General features: G+C 42.2%; 16 protein-coding genes, 1 pseudogene and 1 other annotated feature. Of the genes and pseudogenes, 6 read left to right on the forward strand and 11 right to left on the reverse strand.

Annotated features, from left to right (window positions below; translation table 11 throughout):
• The first annotated feature begins 227 nt into the window (after window positions 1-227).
• Entirely contained in the window at window positions 228-968 is a 741-nt protein-coding gene (locus EIM92_RS21640; protein WP_246021109.1) for a DNA-binding protein, read from the forward strand.
• A 131-nt stretch (window positions 969-1,099) separates the two neighbouring features.
• On the opposite strand, the gene EIM92_RS21645 is transcribed toward EIM92_RS21640, so the two are convergent.
• Window positions 1,100-1,630: a DUF2569 domain-containing protein gene (locus EIM92_RS21645; protein ID WP_164515175.1), complete on the reverse strand. Its 531-nt coding sequence runs from the start codon at window positions 1,628-1,630 to the stop codon at window positions 1,100-1,102.
• 339 nt (window positions 1,631-1,969) lie between these two features.
• On the opposite strand from EIM92_RS21645, the pseudogene EIM92_RS24790 reads away from it, so the two are divergent.
• A pseudogene (locus tag EIM92_RS24790) lies at window positions 1,970-2,310 on the forward strand (helix-turn-helix domain-containing protein).
• Between the two features lie 102 nt (window positions 2,311-2,412).
• Here EIM92_RS24790 and EIM92_RS21655 read toward each other — a convergent pair.
• Window positions 2,413-4,122, reverse strand: a complete 1,710-nt coding sequence (locus EIM92_RS21655; RefSeq protein WP_125084614.1) for a hypothetical protein — start codon at window positions 4,120-4,122, stop codon at window positions 2,413-2,415.
• A 231-nt stretch (window positions 4,123-4,353) separates the two neighbouring features.
• Between EIM92_RS21655 and EIM92_RS21660 the strand changes: the two genes are divergently transcribed.
• Complete coding sequence (locus tag EIM92_RS21660) at window positions 4,354-4,740, forward strand: Uma2 family endonuclease (RefSeq protein WP_164515176.1); 387 nt, start codon at window positions 4,354-4,356, stop codon at window positions 4,738-4,740.
• A gap of 65 nt (window positions 4,741-4,805) precedes the next feature.
• On the opposite strand, the gene EIM92_RS21665 is transcribed toward EIM92_RS21660, so the two are convergent.
• The 3 genes from EIM92_RS21665 to EIM92_RS21675 are packed head-to-tail and all read right to left on the reverse strand — an operon-like array spanning window position 4,806 to window position 10,807.
• Entirely contained in the window at window positions 4,806-8,159 is a 3,354-nt protein-coding gene (locus EIM92_RS21665) for a DEAD/DEAH box helicase family protein (RefSeq protein WP_125084616.1), read from the reverse strand.
• Window positions 8,160-8,196: 37 nt separating this feature from the next.
• On the reverse strand, window positions 8,197-9,345 hold the full coding sequence (locus tag EIM92_RS21670; protein WP_125084617.1) for a restriction endonuclease subunit S: 1,149 nt from the start codon (window positions 9,343-9,345) through the stop codon (window positions 8,197-8,199).
• Window positions 9,338-10,807 (reverse strand): type I restriction-modification system subunit M, encoded by a 1,470-nt coding sequence (locus EIM92_RS21675; RefSeq protein ID WP_125084618.1) that lies wholly within the window; start codon window positions 10,805-10,807, stop codon window positions 9,338-9,340. Before EIM92_RS21675 ends, EIM92_RS21670 begins: the two co-directional genes overlap by 8 nt.
• 342 nt (window positions 10,808-11,149) lie before the next feature.
• Here EIM92_RS21675 and EIM92_RS21680 point away from each other — a divergent pair, with 342 nt between their 5' ends.
• Together EIM92_RS21680 and EIM92_RS21685 are read left to right on the forward strand one after the other, a co-directional pair.
• Entirely contained in the window at window positions 11,150-11,749 is a 600-nt protein-coding gene (locus EIM92_RS21680) for a DUF4258 domain-containing protein (RefSeq protein WP_125084619.1), read from the forward strand.
• A gap of 15 nt (window positions 11,750-11,764) precedes the next feature.
• Entirely contained in the window at window positions 11,765-12,157 is a 393-nt protein-coding gene (locus EIM92_RS21685) for a hypothetical protein (protein WP_125084620.1), read from the forward strand.
• Window positions 12,158-12,390: 233 nt separating this feature from the next.
• On the opposite strand, the gene tyrS is transcribed toward EIM92_RS21685, so the two are convergent.
• The 6 genes from tyrS to EIM92_RS21715 all read right to left on the reverse strand — a co-directional run bounded on the left by tyrS (window position 12,391) and on the right by EIM92_RS21715 (window position 17,932).
• Entirely contained in the window at window positions 12,391-13,650 is a 1,260-nt protein-coding gene (gene tyrS / locus EIM92_RS21690) for a tyrosine--tRNA ligase (protein ID WP_125084621.1), read from the reverse strand.
• A 58-nt stretch (window positions 13,651-13,708) separates the two neighbouring features.
• Window positions 13,709-13,943, reverse strand: a binding site (T-box leader).
• Between the two features lie 69 nt (window positions 13,944-14,012).
• The gene (locus EIM92_RS21695) at window positions 14,013-14,294 is read right to left on the reverse strand and encodes a hypothetical protein (RefSeq protein WP_125084622.1); all 282 of its coding nucleotides are present in this window, start codon (window positions 14,292-14,294) and stop codon (window positions 14,013-14,015) included.
• Window positions 14,295-14,594 carry a DUF2089 family protein gene (locus tag EIM92_RS21700; protein ID WP_125085313.1) on the reverse strand — a complete coding sequence of 100 codons (300 nt, stop codon included), beginning with the start codon at window positions 14,592-14,594 and terminating at the stop codon, window positions 14,295-14,297.
• Between the two features lie 495 nt (window positions 14,595-15,089).
• Entirely contained in the window at window positions 15,090-15,674 is a 585-nt protein-coding gene (locus tag EIM92_RS21705) for an LURP-one-related family protein (RefSeq protein ID WP_125084623.1), read from the reverse strand.
• 633 nt (window positions 15,675-16,307) lie between these two features.
• Window positions 16,308-16,940 carry a GyrI-like domain-containing protein gene (locus tag EIM92_RS21710; RefSeq protein ID WP_125084624.1) on the reverse strand — a complete coding sequence of 211 codons (633 nt, stop codon included), beginning with the start codon at window positions 16,938-16,940 and terminating at the stop codon, window positions 16,308-16,310.
• 83 nt (window positions 16,941-17,023) lie between these two features.
• A complete protein-coding gene (locus EIM92_RS21715; RefSeq protein ID WP_125084625.1) occupies window positions 17,024-17,932 on the reverse strand; it encodes a helix-turn-helix transcriptional regulator in 909 nt (302 codons plus the stop codon).
• Between the two features lie 124 nt (window positions 17,933-18,056).
• On the opposite strand from EIM92_RS21715, the gene EIM92_RS21720 reads away from it, so the two are divergent.
• Window positions 18,057-20,438: a polyprenyl synthetase family protein gene (locus tag EIM92_RS21720; RefSeq protein ID WP_125084626.1), complete on the forward strand. Its 2,382-nt coding sequence runs from the start codon at window positions 18,057-18,059 to the stop codon at window positions 20,436-20,438.
• Window positions 20,439-20,460 lie beyond the last annotated feature (22 nt).

Below are 20,460 nucleotides of genomic sequence, written 5' to 3' on the forward strand. Positions count from 1 at the left end.
TCAAATTTCTAACATTATCTATAAATAATTGACCACTTGACGAATAATGCTTATATTTTCAATATATTAACATTTATAGAAACTAAATCATTTGACTCTTGGAGGCGTTATTCTTGAAAGGCATTTATTTATTATCCGATCATCATAAGCTGGATAAAGCTTTTGAATTGTTTCGGATGCATTACAGGCAGAATAAATGGGATGAAGCCGAGCAAGTGGCCGATTACATGAACGATTTAGCACATAATCTCTATCAGGAACAGCTTCAACGATCGGCAGATGGAATGAATTTCACATTACAGACAAAGAGGCCTCTGGTTTTTTATTATGCTTACAGCTACCTAGGGAAGGCAATTGTTTACCAGGAAAAGCGACTGTTTGACCAGGCCAGAGAATATATCATTAAATATGCGGAAATGGGGTGGTTCAACGGCTTAGACGATGAAGGGATCGAAGAGGTTGAAAGGTTTCGCTTTTTTGCTAAAGCTAATTTGTTTGCTGTAGACTTACTATCTGGAAAAAAAGAAGTGCTTGATGAGTATGTACATTTTATTCGGGAAAACGGGGAGGAATTACTTCCTGGGCTAATTGTAATTACAGAGGCTGCAAATCATCATCATTGGGATGTGAACCACATTCTGAATGAGTTTTCACAACAGTTTGACGATTTCTCCAGTTATGAAGATATGGGCAATCGCGTATACTATACCAAGCTGCTCTACCAGTTGGTGGTTTATTATTTTAAACAGAATAAATACTCGATTGCATTAAATTACATCTTAGAATTTCTATCCTTCTCTTCGAATATGGAAGCTGATAACGAGCTTAAAGTTGTAATGGCTTTGTTTGAAGAATATCGCGCATTCGCTTCAGAGGAGCAGCAGAACCAATTCAAAACTATTATAAAAGGAGTGTTATCCAATGAAAAAAATGATTATTTCAGTTGCTATGGCGTTAACGTTTCTTAGTATTATAGTTCCTGTCGAAACCACCTCAATTACTCCACATCACCATGGCGTGAACGGTTAATTCACGAATAACGACCTGGCCTTTGCACTAACATGCTCTGGTCGGGTCGTTCTATTATGCAAATAAGCCTCTACCTGACAAACGTATTCCTCACGCGTTTAGATTTCAAAAAATAAGGTACCCAGATGGCAAATGAAACCGCGGATCTGAACAAATGCATAAATAATAAGCCATCATCCATTTGTGCCGCTATCGGGTTTTGATAGATCAGTACAAAGTCAATGATCGTAGAGATGAATTGAGAACTATACAGAATAACCAATAAGCGGGGTACTATCGATTTTTTTCGATAAAACATAAATATACTCCATATCAGCAACCCGATAAAGAAGGTGTTATACAACGTTTCAAAAACAATCGTAATCCCCCACAAAGGATGATACAGCTCGGATGACTTGGAGGTAAGCGCACGCCAGTATTCGCTATCAAATACGCTGGCATAAAACTCTGGCATTTGTATAAATAGCCCTACTAATGACGTAAGCAGTCCGAACTGTACTACAATCAACCATCCACCTAGCCCCGAGACACCTAGTAAGCGATCAGGATTAAAGGTATGCTGACTTTTCTTAGAATGATTTGGTAGCAAATTAATCTGCACTTCGAAGCACTTCCCTTGCATTATGTACTATCATTATTGATAAAATCAGTTTTATATGTATGCATATGAGCTTACCATCTTCCCCTTTTTAGAATATTTGCTAGTTGTGTATCCTCTTCGACTTTCTCTCTATCACTCTCCTTTTTTCCTCAAATAAGTAGTATAAGCCTTTTGAAAAGCTATAGCATGAGCCTTTTTCCTTATTTGTAAATAAAGAACAACGGCTTAATTGCGTAGATTATTTAGATAAAACATCCTAATTGTCGAGGATGATTACTAAGTAGTTATGTTTGCCACTGATAAACTTGTCTACACTTTTAATATAGAGAGGTGTGGACTATGACCGAAAAGGATATTTTAAAACTCGTAGGCGCTCGAGTTAAAGCCTTAAGGAAAGAGCAGGGTTTGTCACAAGAAGCACTTGTAGAAAAAGGTGGGTTCCACTTTTCATACATCGGACAAATCGAGAGAGCGAAAAGAACATTTCTTTGTTGAACTTGGCTAAAATAGCCGCAACGTTGGATGTCAGTGTCGCTCAACTTTTCGCATATATCAATGAGGGCAGTGAATTGGCTAATGCTGATCTGAAGGACATCGTAATGATGCTTAGAAATGCTAAGCCTGAACAAGTGCGGATGGCGAAGAACGTCATTCAAGAGATTGTGAATCCGAAGGGGTAAAACGGGTTCCTCCAATGCTTGTGCTTAGGAAGAAGTGACCCACTCCATAGGTTGGCCAACCTATGGAGTGGGTCACTTTTTTTATATTCTATTGTGTATTTTCTAAATCTCATTCAACGGAATCGTATAGAAAATACGCTTGCCTTTTTTATCCACAAACCAAATAATCTCGTCTTCTACGATAACCGGATCACAATCGGAGAGTACAAATTTAGGAATACTGTTGATTTCACCAACAACATTCCCACTGCCGTCAACCTCTACATACCTAACGCCGAGCGGCATACGTTCATGATCAAATTCCTGCCACAAGACCATGAAACGATTATCGTCTATTTTTACTAATTTGGGGACAGAGCCAATATGATCCGTACCCGAGGTATATTTCGCTATAGTTATGTTATTAACTTTATCACTAGTCAAATTAGTACGTGGCACTACAGCAAGCATGATATCGCGAACATCCTTATCAAGCCCGACCATCTCGAAATTGGTAAATGATTGCACCTTAGAGTAGTCAACCTTGTTATAGGCAGTTATATAATGCGTAGAGGATATCTCCATTCCCCCAAGAGAGACTCCAGTCATATTTGCCCCAATATTTCCAGGAATACGAAGCAAATCTACTTCCTTATACTGTGATCCGTTTCCTTTATGAAGCACAATCGACCGGGGATACGCATCACCGTGATCCACCAAGACATGTTCTTTCCCATCGTATTTTACAAACTGGTCAAAGGAATGACTAACATGATTCTTCTGAAATGCTCCTATATCATTGGTTAAGCTCATATTCGATGTATTAATAATTAGAGTGAGCTGAGACTGATGATTCTTACCATCTGAGCCTGTATATCTCAATCGTGACGTATGTAATACCAGTTCATCACCATTTTCAGCCATCCTGGGGGCTGCTGAACGAAACGGCTGAATTGTGATGCTCTCTCCACCCTTAATAGAGACACTGTCGATCCTGTTAAAGCTTTTATCATAGCGAACGACTCGGATAACTTCCTTACTATTGTTCTCTTCCTCATTATCTTGTCCATAAGCAATATAGTTGTATTTCTCCCCATTGTAAAAGGCCCCATAGTGTGGCAATTCAAGAGGAAGCTCTTTGCTTGATGTTACTTCATAGTCCTTATTGTATGAATCGATTCGAACATGTTCCTCATCTACGGTTACACTGCTGAACGTACCATCGCTATTACTTATTAAATGGGAACGGATCGGTTCGCTCCATCTTGAGAAGTAAGACTGAACAGTATTCTCTTTCCCCACTTTTGTACCTGCCGCTTGATACGCATTTTCAGGTAGGTATGGATTTACAACAATACGATTGGTTCCTGAATCAAACGAAACATCAAATTTTAATACTTGAGCCAGATCCCTGAGCTGAAAATAGGTGTTGTCCTCAATATTGTACGCTCGTATAGAATGAAGCTCCCCGTCAATAATAACCTTTGCTGTTGATAGCTTGGCTTCATACAATTTGCCAGAACTATAGTAAGGGGTATGGAATGACTCCTTGGCTGAATAAGCCTTATCTGTAGTTAATTCAATCGCATTCTGGGCATTGTTCCAGGTAATATCGAATTGACTATCAGATCCTGATAAATGACTTGCCAAATCACGTAAACGAAAATAATTGTAATTCTTAATATTAAATCCGGAGCTGCGCACAATCTTGCCATCAATAATGACTTGGCTATCGCTCACCGTGGCATTTATATTCCCTTCTGCATAACTCACCGATGCCTCTGCGAATAAAAAGAGACATAGCCCTAACAACAACGTATTAATCCTTCTCATCTTAGCCTCCACTTTTAAACTGTAGTACTTACTGTGCAATCATTCTTAAGATATTCTGCTCTCTAATTCTAGCACCTCACCTCTTACACTCCAGACCTTTAGACCTATTTTTAGTTAAAATCAGTTCTATCATATCACTATATTATGGATATATCATAAATGTTTTTTTAAAACAGAAAATAGCTCATCATACAATAAAATAAGATACAGGCTAGGAGCCACACTGAAGGATTGATTCTGTTTGCTCCGTTAGACGTTCACTTTAATGAGGCTAATATTCTGCAGCCCGATATTATTTTTATCCGCAACGAGAACCTTCATATTATCAAGGACGGGTACATTAAAGGCGTTCCCGATCTGCTGATTGAAATTTTGTCTCCAAGCTCTGGAGCTATGGACAAGATAAAGAAAAAAGCCGTCTATGAACAATTCGGAGTTAGAGAGTACTGGATCGTCGATCCCCACTATGCCACAGTTGATCAATTCCTTCTCGTTGATGAGAAATATCAACTATCAGAGACTTTTGACAGCTTGGGGAAGATCCGGTCGCCTCACCTGACGTGCCTGTCCGTGGAATTAGATAAGATGTTCCAAGCAGCAAATCGGTTTGGGGAGTAGGGCGGGGTTTCCTATAAAATGAAAACGCCACAGTTACCAACCATGGCGCTGTGCTTATCACTAAATTACGCTCCTGTGATCCTTACCGCATTCTCTTTTACCTCATTTATCTTATCAACCAGCTTCCTTTGTTTTGTTTCATCAAATAGCCTAACGAAGCTCTGTGGCTTATCAAATGGCGGCTTAAGCAGTTCGCTTATATTGTCAATGTATCCGTTTTGGGTGATATAATCGATCACCTTTTTGACGAATACGATTTGCATCTGATTCAGAGATTGATCATTAATAAACTCAGAAAATGCACTCATCGCTGCCTCATGGTTTAATTTAGCAACCTTTCTTACCAGCAACCCGAATGGCGTATCCTGGAACTCACGCTTATAATCCTCAACTGTGCCAAGCTCACCTATAAAAATTTGTTCTAAGCTTTCGTAATCCACCTGGGTGAGCGGTACATTATTTCGAAGCTTATGAATCGCGATATTATCTCTATTTTGTTCGATATAACGGTTCACCTTCTGTTTATAACTGTCAAAGTTATAAGCTTCGTACATCTCTTTTCCTTCGTTAATTTCAATGACTTCATCTTTTAAATTCGTATAAATAATACCTTCTCCTGTACCATCATCCACAATCAGCTTCATCAAAGAGCGTAATTCTACCCGCAGTTGTTCAAAGGTAATCAGGTCGGCAGTATCCCAAAATTCCTCACCACTAACCCGCTGAATCAAGGAAAGCTTCTGTTTGATTTCGGTGATCGTTGCGCGTTTAGACAAACGTTGCGTTATATCTATTAGCTGATTTTTCAGTCTTGCAAACTGCTTGGATTGTTCAATATGAGCGATCATTAGCCCAAACATCAGGTTATCGAACCGTTTAGCATGCTCATCCGCTTCGTCCATATAGACAAGAGGGGCTAAATGATCGTTCAGTTCACGTTTGCTAGAATCCGAGATATATACGAATGTCTCTTTCTGCTTATACTTTTCAACATATTGCAATTTAAGCTTGACGGATACCAACTCCGTATTAAGCTTTTGAATTTGCTGAACAACCATCTCCACCATCTCACTGCGGATCGCTTGAACTTCGTCTTCGGCATAAGCGGAGTCCTGCAGAAGATGGATCAGATTCACCCTTTTGGCGAAGATTGATTCCGTTAAGCTTCTGGTATCATTACCTGCAATGCCGTTCTGGTACTGACGGAAAAACTCAAAGTTCCCCAGGTAATCAAAAATAACAAATCCAGTTTTATCCTGCCCTTCTCCGAACAGATTCTTTCGCAATCTCGTTCCCCGGCCAATCATTTGCCAGAACTTTGCTTTTGAACGCACCCGCTTAAAAAAGACCAAGTTAATGATTTCCGGAACATCGATTCCGGTATCCATCATATCTACCGAAACGGCGATATGCGGTTCTTTATCCGGCACCTTAAACTCGCTGATGATCGACTGAGCATACGTATCCTGGGAGACAATCCGTTTGGCAAAGCCACCTTTATATTGGGGATACAAAGCATTGAACCGATCTACGATATATTGGGCATGACGCTTATTTTGTGCAAAAATGATGGTTTTGCCGAGGCGATCACCGCCAGCAACTTTAAGCCCCTTGGTCATTAGATCCTCAAGCACCATATCCACCGTGGACTGGTTAAAAATAAATTCATTGACGGCTGGTGGAGGAACGCTGTCCGGCATCTCTCCATCTTCATCCGTAAAATCCTCTTCATAACGCCGCTTATCCTCTTCCGATAGCCCATCATACGTAATTCCCTCATCAAGAAATTTTGTTCTGACCTCAATGTTATGATAAGGCACAAGGACATGATCTACATCCACCGCTATTTCATAAGGATAGGCATAGGTAGGCACACCGCTCTCCAGCTCAAAGAAGTCATATGTATTCCGGTCTACCTCCATTTTAGGCGTAGCTGTAAGCCCAACAACAACCGCATCAAAGTATTCAAAAATGACCCGGTACTTCTTAAAAATACTCCGATGTGCCTCATCCACAATGATCAAGTCAAAATGTGCCGGTGTAAATAACCGTTTCCCATCGTCCTGCTTCGCTGTATCGATCGCATTCAGCATCGTGGGATATGTGGAGAATACGATTCGGGCCGACTTATTGTCCTTATTGCTAAGCAGATTGCAAAGCGACATATCGGGTAAATAATTCTTGAAATCGTTCTTAGCCTGATTCACCAAAGCCGTCCGGTCCGCCAGGAATAGCACATTTGTAACATATCCCCCTCTGGACAGGACATCCGTTAAGCTTGAAGCGGTTCGGGTTTTCCCCGTTCCCGTTGCCATGACAAGCAGCGCCTTCCGATATCCGCTCTCGACACTGTCACATACCGCACGAATCGCTTCTTTCTGGTAATACCGGTCAGTAATCTTGTCATCAATCTCAATTTGATCCAGCGGCTTGCGCTCTGTTCTGCGGTTCATCAACTTCTCCAAATCCGACTTGGAGAAAATACCGCTAACTTGGCGCTCTGGTGCTGTTTGATCATCCCAAAAATACGTCTCGAACCCATTCGTGGTAAAAATCATCGGGCGGCGACCTGTGGAACGTTGAAGGCAATCTGCATAAAGCTTCGCTTGCTGAAAACCAGTTTTAGGGTCTTTGGATGTGCGCTTGGCCTCAATAATAGCCAGAGGCAGCCCATCCCTTCCATATAGAACGTAATCGGCATAGCCTTTCTGTTCCGAATTCGGCATTCCTTGCAGTTCGACTTCCTCTTTCACATCCTCGCCAAACACCCAGCCCAGCAGCTTCAAATCAACATCGATATACTTCTTCCGAGTTTTGAACTCGCTAATATCCTCTGGCGTAAATTGACGCTCTTCTTTATGTAACGATTTCTCGGCCGTAAGCCGATCACTCATCGCAGCAATCTGAGCACGCAAAGCTTCGATTTCCGAGTCTTTTTGCTCAATCAGACTGTCCTTCTCTTTAATTTGGGCCACGTCCAGGACGACTTTCTCATCGGGAATGAGTTCTTCGCGAAAAGACCGCTCCTCGTAACGACTGCCATAACAATAGTCCAGCCACTGGACAAATTCAAACAGGGAAGCCAGTGACAAGATCGCATCACTGCGATGAACAGTCCGATCTGTATGTACTGCCAAATTTCCAAGTTTAATGATATAAGGCAACTTACCCCAGGTCTGTGAATCCACTGCGAATCGAAAAGTAGGTTCATGAATAAGGGACTGCAGGTTATCCTTATACGGCATGCTGATGGTATTATCCGCAGAATATACCCATTTCACAGCCAATTCCAAAGCCTTGCGGCTGCCCACCGCCGCCATGGCGGGAGAGGTGGACAGCACACGTTCAGCTTCAATACAAGCACTTGCGAATAATTTATATTCAGGTTGACCTTGCAAGAAACCAAAATTGGCAGGCATGTTGTTCACCTCTCCTTCATGCTAAATAACTAGTCGTCTAGTCGTCGAAATATTGACTCATCAAACTGTCAAACAGCTGTTGCGTTTCGTCGATCGCTTGTCTAACAAGCACCTTCTGTTCCTCGATTTTAGTGACGATGTTGGCGAATTCGTTTTGGAGCTCGAGGGGGGGGATATAAATTTTAATGTTACTCAATTCCTTGGCATTTATATTTGCCATCCCTACTATTGATTTCGCCATTTGATACAGCAATTTTTTTCCATATAAGGAATTCAAAAAGCCAGATATAAACTCACTATTAGCTCTCTGATTAGGTGTTAATTTTATCAAATAACCAGCATACGCCATTGGTGTATTTTCACGGTATACTGCCGTTTTTCCTACAAGTTCCTTACTATTTGTCCGGTTAAACAAGAGTTCTCCCTTGTGGACAAGGTACTTTGCAGTTTCTTTTTCATCCAGATCGATATATTTCAAATCTGAAAAATCCATAGTACCGCTATAAGTGATATTATTCATTCTCAAGATAGGATACTTCGTCTCTTTTGTTGTAGCCTTTTTACTAGTCCCGTACTGTAGCTTTTCAGCCAAATCCTTAATTCCCCCTTGTTCCCACCCCTTATCATTCGTAACCGGATCTCCGAACATCTCGTAAAAAACAGACTTAATCAATTCATCTAGTTCAGCTAGTTGTTGTTTACGCATAGCAAGCAGTTCAGCAGCCGCATCCATGGTTGTAGCTATTTGTTGTTGTACTTCTAATGGGGGGAGGGGGATTTCAAAATCTAACAAGGTCTTTTTTGATATTGATTTAAATGTACTACCAGTTCCCTTTAATTGTAGTTCTTTATTTTTCGCTTTTAAAACGTAATAGATATACTTATTATCGCTAATCTTTTCATTAGACTGTATCGAGGCTAATCCTCGCCCGATACAACAGATTTCATTTGAAATATTCAATGCACCTATTGGTGCTCTGACAGAAATTAAAACCTCACCAGCGTTAGCAATTTTGGTTGGCTTACTACAATAGTATCTTGTTTCAGGATGTATATCACCAAAATCAGCGTTACCTTGATAAAAGGGTATTCCTTCACCAACCTGATTATAATATGATGAATCCGGTGACTGTCCCATATTTATAGTGCTGACATCCCCCAACCGAACCTTCTCCCACCTACTCACGGATAAGCCCCCTCAACTCCTCCATTTTCGAGGCAATGCTAAGGTTTAGCTCATCTAGGCGATCCAGAATGACCTCAGGAGCATCATACTCTACTTTCTCATAAACAATTTCTTTATAGCGGTTAATAGACAAGTCATAATCATTCTCTACAATCGCTGACTTATCAATCAGGAAGCTTTGCTCCGTCGGTTTGCGATCTGCTTCTGCATCTAGATGATGGAATCGGTTTATAATATCCGGAATATCGTTGGCTTCAATTGAGGAACGTTTGTCATCCAAGGAAAACCCGTCCGCCTGCATATCATAAAACCATACTTTATCCGTTCCGCCTGCATCAGTTTTTGTAAAAATCAGAATGGCCGTGCTTACGCCCGCATAAGGCTTGAATACTCCACTTGGCATGGAGATCACAGCTTGAAGCTGGTGATTCTCTACCAATTCTTTGCGCAGAGATTTATGTGCCTTAGTTGCCCCAAATAAGACGCCATCCGGTACAATACAAGCGCTGCGGCCACCTTTTTTCAGAATTCTCAAAAATAAGGCAACAAACAAAAGCTCCGTCTTCTTCGTATTGCAGACTGTCTTCAGATTGTCATGAATGCTCTCTGCATCAACCGTACCCGTAAACGGCGGATTGGCGAGAACTATATCGTATTCGGAAGTTATATCGTTTTGTTTGGAGACACTGTCCACATAATCAATATTCGGCTGATTAATCGAGTGGAGCATCAGGTTCATGGCAGACAAGCGCAGCATTGTGCGGTCCGTATCAAATCCAGAAAACATGCCTCCGGCAAAATGATCCCACTGTTCACTGGTCATCTCGGCTTCATACTTCTCCCGAATGTATTCCGCCGAAGAAATAAGGAATCCGGCAGTTCCGCAAGCGGGGTCGCAGATTTTATCATCCGGCGTTGGTGCAAGGAGCCGAACCATCATATCCCGGATATGCTTGGGTGTTCTGAACTGCCCGTTCTGACCGGAAGTTGCCAGCTTGCCGAGCATATACTCATAGAGATCACCCTGCATGTCCAAGTCTTTAATGTCATGTTCGTAGAGTTCATCGAGACCTGTAATAATCTTTTGCAGCACTTGTGGCGTAGGAATGAGGAACATGGCATCCTGCATATATCTTGAGAATGCCGTCTCATTAGCCCCGTTCAAGTTCTTAATATATGGAAAAACTTTCGTTCCAACGATATCAAAAATCTCGCGCGGATCCTTGTTCTTGAACTTGCTCCAGCGCATGCTCTGACCCTCTTCGTCTAATGGAAAGATTCTGGGCATCGATGCTCCCATTAGCGCCTCGGTCTTTTCATTTTCCAGCTCTTTTTCATCCAATGAACGGATAAACATCAGGTACGTAAGTTGCTCAATAACCGTGAGTGGATTGCTGATTCCCCCAGCCCACATATCCGACCATATTTTATCGATTTTATTGCGTACTTCTCCTGTTAGCATGTATTATCTCCAGTCTCCTTCATCAAGTAATGCCACTTAGATTAATTATACCTTAGTTTCATATGAACGGTGATAAGCAAGTCTCGGTAGTCCCAATTTCCTATTCCGTATATTGTGATATATACATAATTTCGACAAACACCATACATATCCTTCCATAGAACCAAGAAACGATTTTAAGCAATAACAGATTAAATCGATACCAAATATTCATTTAATATAGGCTAAGGAATCAATTTAAAGTAATTGCCATTAAATTTTTTCAGACTTCTGTATAATAACAAAGGTCGGCCGACAATCAGGGAAATACTCCCACAAATAATTATATCGGAGGTCTCATGAATGCATCGTATGAAAAAGTTTCTATTGTCAATTATGTTTGCTATTATCCTTAGTTCAAGTATCTTGGCAAATGCAAATGCTTCAACATCCACCTATATTTCAGCTCAAACAGACATCACTGAAGATGAATACGATAGACGCTTGAAGGAAGGATATGAAGCTTATTATAAAGAGTTAAGAGAAACAAACAAACTCTCTAAAAATTCAATAACTACTCAAAATGCAGTAATTAAGAAATTAGTCGAATTAGTCTTTAAAGATCTGGCTAAAAAAGGGGTAGGCGCAACAGCCAAAGCCACCACAAAAAATGTAGTCACAAAAATTACAAAACATGCTATTGAGGAAGCTGTTAAAGATGGCATAACTAGTATCATGATCGATAACTTATTATCTGGAAAAAGCTCAGGAATGGTTGCTGTGGAGAAATTTGATGATACACTAGGGAAATCAAGAGTTATCGTCGATAGAAATAATAGAACAGTAGCGATTCTCGACCCTGTTCATAACACTGTAATTACCATTTATAAAGATAATGATAAATCAATCGAGAATCGCATCAAAAGCGGAAGATGGCTTAAAGGGAAGTGGAATTTTAAATAATAGGTGATTAAAATTATGGCTATTTTATATGATTGCGAAGACAAAAGTACTTACGTTGAAATAAGCTTCATCTACCAGATTCCAGGGGAATGGGAAGGATGCAAGTTCTACCTGAGATACTTCAAACAATCCACATTAATACGTGAAGTTCCTGTAGGCTGGACTAACAAAGTGGTGAAGTTATTGCTAAATCTACTGGCCAAATTCCCTATACCGGAATATGAAGGCTATTTCTCCCACTACGAGAAGCATCTTGAACTGAAGTGGATTTATGAAAGTGCAACTGATCAGTATTTGCTTATCTTTCTTGACTTAGGAACTGTGTTCCCCCTAAAGGTCACGAAAGACGGTCTCAAGCAATTTGGACTGGATATCGCAAATGAGTTTGAAGCAGCTCCGAAAAGGTAAGCTACAGGGATTACAACTCCATACTGGTGTATCTTTAATAAAGACCAAGTGTTAGCACACTTGGTCTTTACAATTTGCTTAGATAGAATTCCTTCTAAGTCATTCATGGATGAGAACCCACCTTCAGCTGCAATCCTGAGATGGTTTTTTACTTTGTATTCCCTTCTGTAAAAAACACAGCACCCTCCCGCAGGAAAATGCTGTGTCTTACGCTTTTTACCCCTAAACTACTCTCAAACCAACTTCACCAAATGGTACTTCTTTTTTCCTTTGCGGACGATGATGAAGCGGCCTTCGATGGCCAGGTCGACTGTGATTTCGAACTCCAGCTCATTGACACGCTCGCCGTTCAGCGAGATTGCGCCGCTGGTAATGTCCTCGCGTGCTTGGCGTTTTGATGGTTCGATGCCTACGTCAACGAGCCAGTCGACGATGTTCTTGGATTCCTTGGCCGCTTCGAAGGTCGGCATTTCTTTGAAGCCTTGTTCGATTTCATCGGCGGTCAGTGACTTTATATCCCTACTGAAGAGAGCTGCCGTAATTCTCTTGGCTTGATCCAGCGCTTCCTCACTGTGCACGAATCGGGTCATTTCTTCGGCCAGCGTAATTTGCGCTTCGCGCTTATGCGGCTCGGTCTGTACCTTCTCAGCCAGCGCGTCGATCGCTTCTTTATCCAGGAAGGTGAAATACTTCAGATATTTGACGACATCACGGTCGTCGGTATTCGCCCAGAATTGGTAAAACTCGTACGGCGTCGTTTTCTTCGGATCAAGCCAGATTGCGCCACCGGCTGTTTTGCCGAACTTCGTGCCATCGGCCTTCAGCATTAACGGAATCGTTAAGCCGAACGCTTGGGCTTCCGGACCTTCTTTTTTGCGGATGAGATCCAGCCCACTTGTGATATTCCCCCACTGATCGGAGCCGCCCACCTGCAGCTGCACATCCTCTTCCCGATACAGATGCAGGTAGTCCATCGACTGCAGAATTTGATACGAGAACTCCGTGAACGAAATCCCGCTATCCAAGCGGCTTGCTACGACATCTTTGGCCAGCATCGAATTGATGCTGAAATTTTTTCCGTAATCCCGCAGGAAATCAATTACGTTCAATTGGTGCGTCCAATCGTAGTTGTTCACCAATCTCAGCTCATTGTCCCCATCGGTCATGAACAGCTTCTTCATTTGCGCGGTTAACGCTTCTACGTTAGCCTGAACTTGCTCCAACGTCTGCAGACTGCGCTCGGATTGACGCCCGCTCGGGTCACCAATCGTTCCAGTTGCGCCGCCAATGAGAATGACAGGCTTATGCCCTGCCAATTGAAATCTTTTCAGCACGATAAAAGGAATCAAATGCCCAATATGCATGCTGTCTCCCGTCGGGTCCACCCCACAGTACAAAGAAATCGCCTTCTCCTCGGTCAGCTTACGGAGTCCCTCCGCGTCCGTCTGTTGATTAATCGCTTCGCGCCATTCCAATTCATCGATAATATTCAACCTATTCAGCTCCCTATATTCCATAAAATAAAAAATCGTCCCCTAGTCCAGATTAGACTACAGGGACGATTAAATTAACCGTGTTACCACCCAAATTGTACGATGATTATTCATAGCCGGCCAGCTTCATCATACCACTCTCAGCTCAATATCGTGAGCCAACCCGCTTGGCATTACCCAAGATACTCCGGAGTGTAATTCGCAAGGGATCAGTAATGCTGCCAGGTTCCATCCACCCCTGGCTTTCTGGTAAGCAGTGACTGCCCGCTACTTTGCTCCATCATCGTAATTCACATATAAGTTTACAGAAAGTATAGTGAATTGATTTTCGATTGTCAAATGTATTTTTCCCCTGAAATGAATTATAAATCTTTGGTTATCATGATCTCCATTTCCTTCTGCTGACGCTTGCGAAAAGATTTCCGACCTCTTGCCCACTCTTCTATTAAGATAATCAATCCAATAACAAGTAATACACTATACGCAATCTTACTTTCAATTCTGCTGGTTATAAACATCCATGTGACCAACGCAGTGAACAATAGAGGTACGACGGCACCAAGTATGAAACTATTTCTGCTAGCCATAAAATACTGAAACGCTGACATACCAACAATGATGAAAAATACAGTTAAATCCGGCATCTATATCCCTTTCCTCTCCGCATTATATTTTTCGATAATAAGTCGCGCATCTTCTAATGTTATACGTTCCTCAATGGCCAGTTTCTTAACGAAATTAACCAATGGTTGTGATTCATCATCCTGGACTAGCTCGATTTTTTGAATTAATCTGTCCAATCGTATGCGAACAGTCGGATAAGAGACCTTATATGCTTTTGCAAGATCCTTCAAGGAACCAGAATTGATTATGAACTTGCGCATAAATTCGATATCTTCTGAGTCTAAGGATAAAATCCACGAAGGTATATTCCGCTCTACCATCTTTTCTCCCCCCTTGTTCCCAAGGATAACCAAAAAATCAACAAAAGTAAATAGTATTTTCATTTATTTTTTAATTTTATTAAAAAAACTTTAATTTTATTAATATAGTAGATACAGGAATATGATCCTGAGAAAATGGTGTATGGCACCTTTATGGAGGTAAATGTTCAAATTGAAGCTGATATTTTTAAGCTTTGAGTATACAGAAGCAACGTAAGAAGAAATTTTGAAACGGAGAGGAAAACGAAAGGTTCTAGCCTGAAAAAGTAATTTCCAGTTAATATGATACGCGAGGGGCTTTGTAAGCCCCTCGATTGTTAAACGGTTGCTAATCCTCATTGGAAATCTGTTAGCCTAATTGCTGATCACTGTTAACATTCCATGAATGGAATTAAACGCGGTTATGTACACTGTGGAGGGACCCCTTAGATTACTCAGATTACTCAGATTCCTTAGATCCCTTAGCATCTTAGCACTTTAGCTTTCTATCCCCTACTAACCCGACTGCTGCCCGTCAATCGCACATAACAATACGCTAGCGGCAAGTCCAAGACGGCGATCAAGCGTATGTGACGGATCGCTGGAGAAATCTACATTGATTTTCGTGACAAATGGGTTGAAATTCTGCTTAAAAGTACTAATCGTGCTGCCATTCATTTCTACACTATAAGTCTGCGGGATCAAGTTGGTCAGGAATCGGCGCAGTAATGCAAACAGCCTGTTATCCTCCTTAATCCGACCGATTTCAGCCTCGGCGGCATTTTGAATAACCCATTCATCCTTCAAAATGGACTTCATGCCTTTTCGCCGCAGGCTTCCGACATGCTCACCTGTACGCGCATCGTGCACATCATAAGTAGCAGAAAAATCGATTACACTACGCGCCTTGATCGTCAGCAATTCCTCGCTCATACTCTCATCGCTATAAAGCCGAATGTCCTCCTTGAGCTTAAAAGCCTTCATTTGAGAGAACATAATCAGCTCCTCATTATTGGCATTATAAATGTGAAACTTGGCTCCCAGTACGGAAAGCACCTTTTTTCGAACTAAATATTGATCGTAACCAAATTTATGATCCACTTTTCCTATTAACCTCCTATGAACTTTGATTATTCTATCATACGGCAAGCTAGAGGCACTGTATATAGAAGCGGTTTAATAATTACCAAGCTAATCCAAAAGAATGTTCACCACCGGTGGACTTTTCTCGCCGAAATGTTTTTTAAATAGTGGACACCCGGGTAACATCCTCAATGACCTGATGACATCTATATCTAGCATTTCATTCTATAAAAATCACAATATGTAGTTTATTCTATGACTTGGTGATGATCTCCTGAGTGTCCACCTTTGTATGGACATTTATCTTGATTTGTCCGCACTGATCGTACAATCCCTTATCAATCATTCCTCTTATCAACCATTCCTATGGAACAAAGCAGCAACAACAACAACTCCCCATCCCGCCGATACACATTCCTATATCCCCAAATTTCAAATACCACGAATGAGAATGCCAACGAGTGTTAATACCAACAAGCGATAATGCCAATGAGTGCTAACTCAGCAAAAAAACTGACCACCACGAGATTCCGTGACAGTCAGTCGGTCAATCAGTTTTAGTCCGCTCTTTTCATTCCAGCTCAGCCCAGCTAAGCTCGATTCGATTCAGTTCAATTCAACTCAATTCAATTCAGTTCAGTTCAGTTCAGTTCAGTTCAACGCAATGTAAATATGGATTTCGGCATTGTCCATGTCTCCGCCGCTTTGATATTCTTCAAAATCACTGCTGAATTTTCTATCGAGCTCCATCGACCACAGCTTCGTCCAAAATTCAGCCACCGCCTGCTGTACATGCCCCCGCACAATAAACTTGGCATATTTCCCCGCAGGTATCGTATTTACACGCACCCCTGCATTTACATTTGCGTTTGGGTTTGGGTTTGCATGTGCATGTGCATTTATATTTACATTTACATTTGTATTTGGATTTGTATTTTCATTTGTATCTGTTTCTGTTCCCTCTTCTGCATCCTCACCTGCCTTTGCCCCTGCTGCTGCTCCTACTTCTCCTTCCGCTTTCTCTTTTACTTCTGCCCCTGTAGAGCCTTCAACCTCACAGCAGACCATCACATCATATGTGTCGTTATCCCCCATCTCATAGTTAGTATACAAGCCAATGCTCTTATCATTCTTCTTACCAGGTATAGAGTCATAAATTCCCTCCTGATAAAACTGCTGCCAGAGCTCCCCTATACTTCGGCTCATATTGGGATCACTGTTGCTGGTTCTGCTCCGCAATCCTGCGACCGTTTTTTCCTCTACATGCACGATTTCATAATTCATATGCTATACCTCTTTTCATATAATATTGAGGTCAGTATAGCAACACTAATCAGACAACAGTATGTCATATTATGTGGGCCAGCTTATAAATATTTTCGCAAACTCGCCTCCAGCTTTCTCTTAATGATATTTCGAACATGCTCAGGTTCTATAACCTCTGCATCATTCCCGTAAGACAATATGTAACCGTACACCCACTCATCCTCGATATAGTCCACCTTGACCATAAAGCTCCCGTCTGCATTTTTAGCTATACTGCCCTGATCAAATTCGTCAAAAACCCTGTAGGCCATTCTAGACTCAATTTTTAAAACAAGCCTCACCGTTCTATGGCTAACGTCCAGAGAATCGCTATCGCTCCAACTCTCCCTCGGAATCTCTCTTGTAAAAGTTTCTTCCGAGCAGGTTAGATTTTTGATTCGGGTCACTTTAAACAATCTATAATCATCTTTCAAACGGCAAAATCCGTAAATATACCAGCCCTGCCCTTTAAAAATCAGCTTTACAGGCTCCATGCTTCTCTCTGTTTTTTCTCCATAAGAGCTATAATAGTCAAAAGTCACTACATTTCGATTTAAAATCGCTGTTTTCAGCGAATTGAATTTTTCCTGGTCCGCATAGTTAGAGCCCCACCGGGAGAAATCGACATCAATCCAACTCGTGGAGTTTTTATTAAAAATCGCAGCAAGCTTATTCAGCACGGGCTCAACCTCTGGAACATTCAAAGCATTCAAGCCTTGAAGCGATGAGAGAATATCTATTTGCTCCTTGTCTGACAGCAGCGATTTACCTAGCACATATTGGTCAAGCAGGCGAATGCCTCCGCCTTTTCCCTTATTCGTATATACGGGTATTCCCGCCGCGCTCAGGGTATCGACATCGCGATATATCGTTCGCGGGGATACTCCAAACTGCTCAGCTAATTGTTTAGCGGTTACCTGTCTTTTAGCTAATAAAATATAGACAATTTCAAGCAGCCTGTTGATCTGCACCTTTACCACCCCAACCTATTTTACCAAAACTTTTCTGTTTCATTCTGTAACCGAGGATATACTATCACGTATAAAATATAAACATACTCAGTCAATCAACCATAGAAATTGAGGGAACACAATAATGAATGAGGAAATTGCGGTTCAAGCCGATACATGGTATCGAAAGGCTGAGCAGAAGGCAGTTCAGTACTTGGCATCTCTTCAAAAACGGGTTATGGAGCAAACGGATCTGCAAACCCTGACAAACGACTTTCAATGGTGGAAAAAAGGCCATGTTCATCACTTCTGGCGTTCTTTGCTTCCACGCAGCAGCAAGTCGGCCGATACTTTAGGCTATCACAGATATATTAGCTGGCTAAACCGTACAGGTAAACTGGAGGATTACCTGGATCGGAGCATTTCTTATATTTATATGCGCGATTTGGGCAAGGCGCTCGATTCTCCCGACACCCAAGTCCGTATAAAGCAAACTATGTCAGATGTGAAAAAGCTTTTGCTTCGCTCTACCGACGCGGCTTCAGGTGACCAGCCTGATTTTATGAACTTAGCTGGACTTTATCGATGGTCACAAAAGGAAAGCATTGAGGACGCCGTCATTTGGCTTATCGACAAGCTGAACCAAGTAGCCTCGCATATCCCCAAGGGAATGAACGCGGAGCACGCTCAGCGAAAATTGATGAAGATCATTATCGGGGTAGTTCTTCATGTCATGGATGACATGGACGATAATACACTGTCTGATGAGCGATCCAGGCGGCTGGATGAAGCAATTCGACTCGGTTACTCCTATGGTCTGACCTATCCTTTTATCGACGATCTTCTGGATTCCGAAATTCTAAATGCCAGGGAGAAGGAACAATATTCTCAGATGATCAGAAGCGCACTGCTGACCGGCTCTGTTCCGAAGCCTGGAAAATGGAATGAAAAACATACAGATTTCATCCATTACGTTTATGCGGAGCTGCGAGATGCTTTTGAGTATATTAAGAGTTATCAGCGCCCAGAAGCCATAAATACTTTTTTCGAGCAATCCTATGTATTTTTCCATGCTCAGGATTTGGACCGGGTAAAAAATCTCAACAATTCCACCTACACCAACGAGGAGCTCTACCTGCCGGTTATTTTAAAATCCTCTTCTTCCCGCTTGATTGTCCGTTCAGTGATCAGTGCAGACGAGGATGAGGGCTTTGAACAGCGAACATTTTATTATGGGATCTACAACCAGCTTGCTGATGATTTTGCGGATATATTCGAGGATATGAAGACCGGAGCGGTAACGCCCTACACCTATTATTTAAAATACCGCGGACAGCGTGCGGAGCTGATTAATCCTTATGAATTATATTGGACGGTCATATCCTATCTAATTGATAACGTGTATCATTCCAATGCCAAAGCCCGTGAGGTTATCCTGAACCGTGCTATTAACGGCTTGAAACGCTGCAAAAATCGCCTCGGCAAGGAAAAATACACCGAAATCATGGACATCTTCGCCACCGGAAATCCCGAGTTCAATCGACTTGTCCAACGTATGGTTGAGCAGGCGGACGACGTGGATTTTCTTGACAAGCTGCTTCGGGATCAGGTCGTGACTGCCCTGAGGAACAGCCGCAAGGAGAAGGAGAGCTTTATCGATACAATCCATTCTGTCCGCGATCAGCTCAATGCACAATTGCAGATACGTAAATCGGGCGAAATTTCTACGGTCACCGAATCGCTGATTGATGCTGCCAACTATAGTCTCCAAGGCGACGGCAAACGTCTTCGGCCCATCTTGACCTGGGCCATGGGCGTGAACGAATATGGACTGCCAGCTGCGGCGATCATGCCGCTTCTGAAATCATTGGAATATATGCATACGGCATCTTTGATTTTCGATGATTTACCGTCGCAGGACAATGCCTCTACCCGCCGGGGGCAGCCGACGCTGCATCAAATCCATGACAGTGCCACCGCGGAATTGACGGGGCTCTATTTGATTCAAAAAGCCGTTGAAGAGCAGTCGTCCTTAAGCGAATTCGATGCTGCATCCGTTCTGGCTTTGATCCGATATTCATCCCAGAAGGCTGGCGAAATCTGTATGGGGCAGGCGATGGATTTGGAGGCCCGTGGAAAAGCACTAACGCTAGAGCAATTGAATACGATCTGTTTTTATAAAACAGGGGCCGCTTTTGAAGCCTGCCTCGTGATGCCCGCCATACTTGCTCAGGTTCCTGAGACGGAAATCGCGTCTTTGAAAAAATATGCCTACCATGCAGGCATCGCTTTTCAAATCAAGGACGATTTGCTGGACTCCGAAGGCGAAACGAGCTTATTGGGAAAGCCCGTTCATCAAGATGTGGAGAACAACAACTCAACATTTGTCACCCTCCTCGGCCATGAAGGGGCCCGAAGAGCAATGTGGGAGCACTATTGCCTGGCCATGGAAACCTTGAACGAACTGCCGCGCAGTAATGTTTTTCTCAAGCAAATATTGAACTATATGGTGAGCAGGGAAAAATAAAGGAGGAGTGAGTGACCCACGG

This window comes from Paenibacillus lentus (assembly GCF_003931855.1).
Lineage (GTDB): Bacteria > Bacillota > Bacilli > Paenibacillales > Paenibacillaceae > Fontibacillus > Fontibacillus lentus.

Coding starts and splice junctions, on each gene's coding strand:
- EIM92_RS21695 (WP_125084622.1), bottom strand. CDS start 14,294: ATGCCGGATTTAACTGTATTTTTCATCATTGTTGGTATGTCAGCGTTT.
- EIM92_RS21720 (WP_125084626.1), top strand. CDS start 18,057: ATGAATGAGGAAATTGCGGTTCAAGCCGATACATGGTATCGAAAGGCT.
- EIM92_RS21700 (WP_125085313.1), bottom strand. CDS start 14,594: ATGGTAGAGCGGAATATACCTTCGTGGATTTTATCCTTAGACTCAGAA.
- EIM92_RS21655 (WP_125084614.1), bottom strand. CDS start 4,122: ATGAGAAGGATTAATACGTTGTTGTTAGGGCTATGTCTCTTTTTATTC.
- EIM92_RS21640 (WP_246021109.1), top strand. CDS start 228: ATGAACGATTTAGCACATAATCTCTATCAGGAACAGCTTCAACGATCG.
- EIM92_RS21675 (WP_125084618.1), bottom strand. CDS start 10,807: ATGCTAACAGGAGAAGTACGCAATAAAATCGATAAAATATGGTCGGAT.
- EIM92_RS21680 (WP_125084619.1), top strand. CDS start 11,150: ATGCATCGTATGAAAAAGTTTCTATTGTCAATTATGTTTGCTATTATC.
- EIM92_RS21710 (WP_125084624.1), bottom strand. CDS start 16,940: ATGAATTATGAAATCGTGCATGTAGAGGAAAAAACGGTCGCAGGATTG.
- EIM92_RS21685 (WP_125084620.1), top strand. CDS start 11,765: ATGGCTATTTTATATGATTGCGAAGACAAAAGTACTTACGTTGAAATA.
- EIM92_RS21665 (WP_125084616.1), bottom strand. CDS start 8,159: ATGCCTGCCAATTTTGGTTTCTTGCAAGGTCAACCTGAATATAAATTA.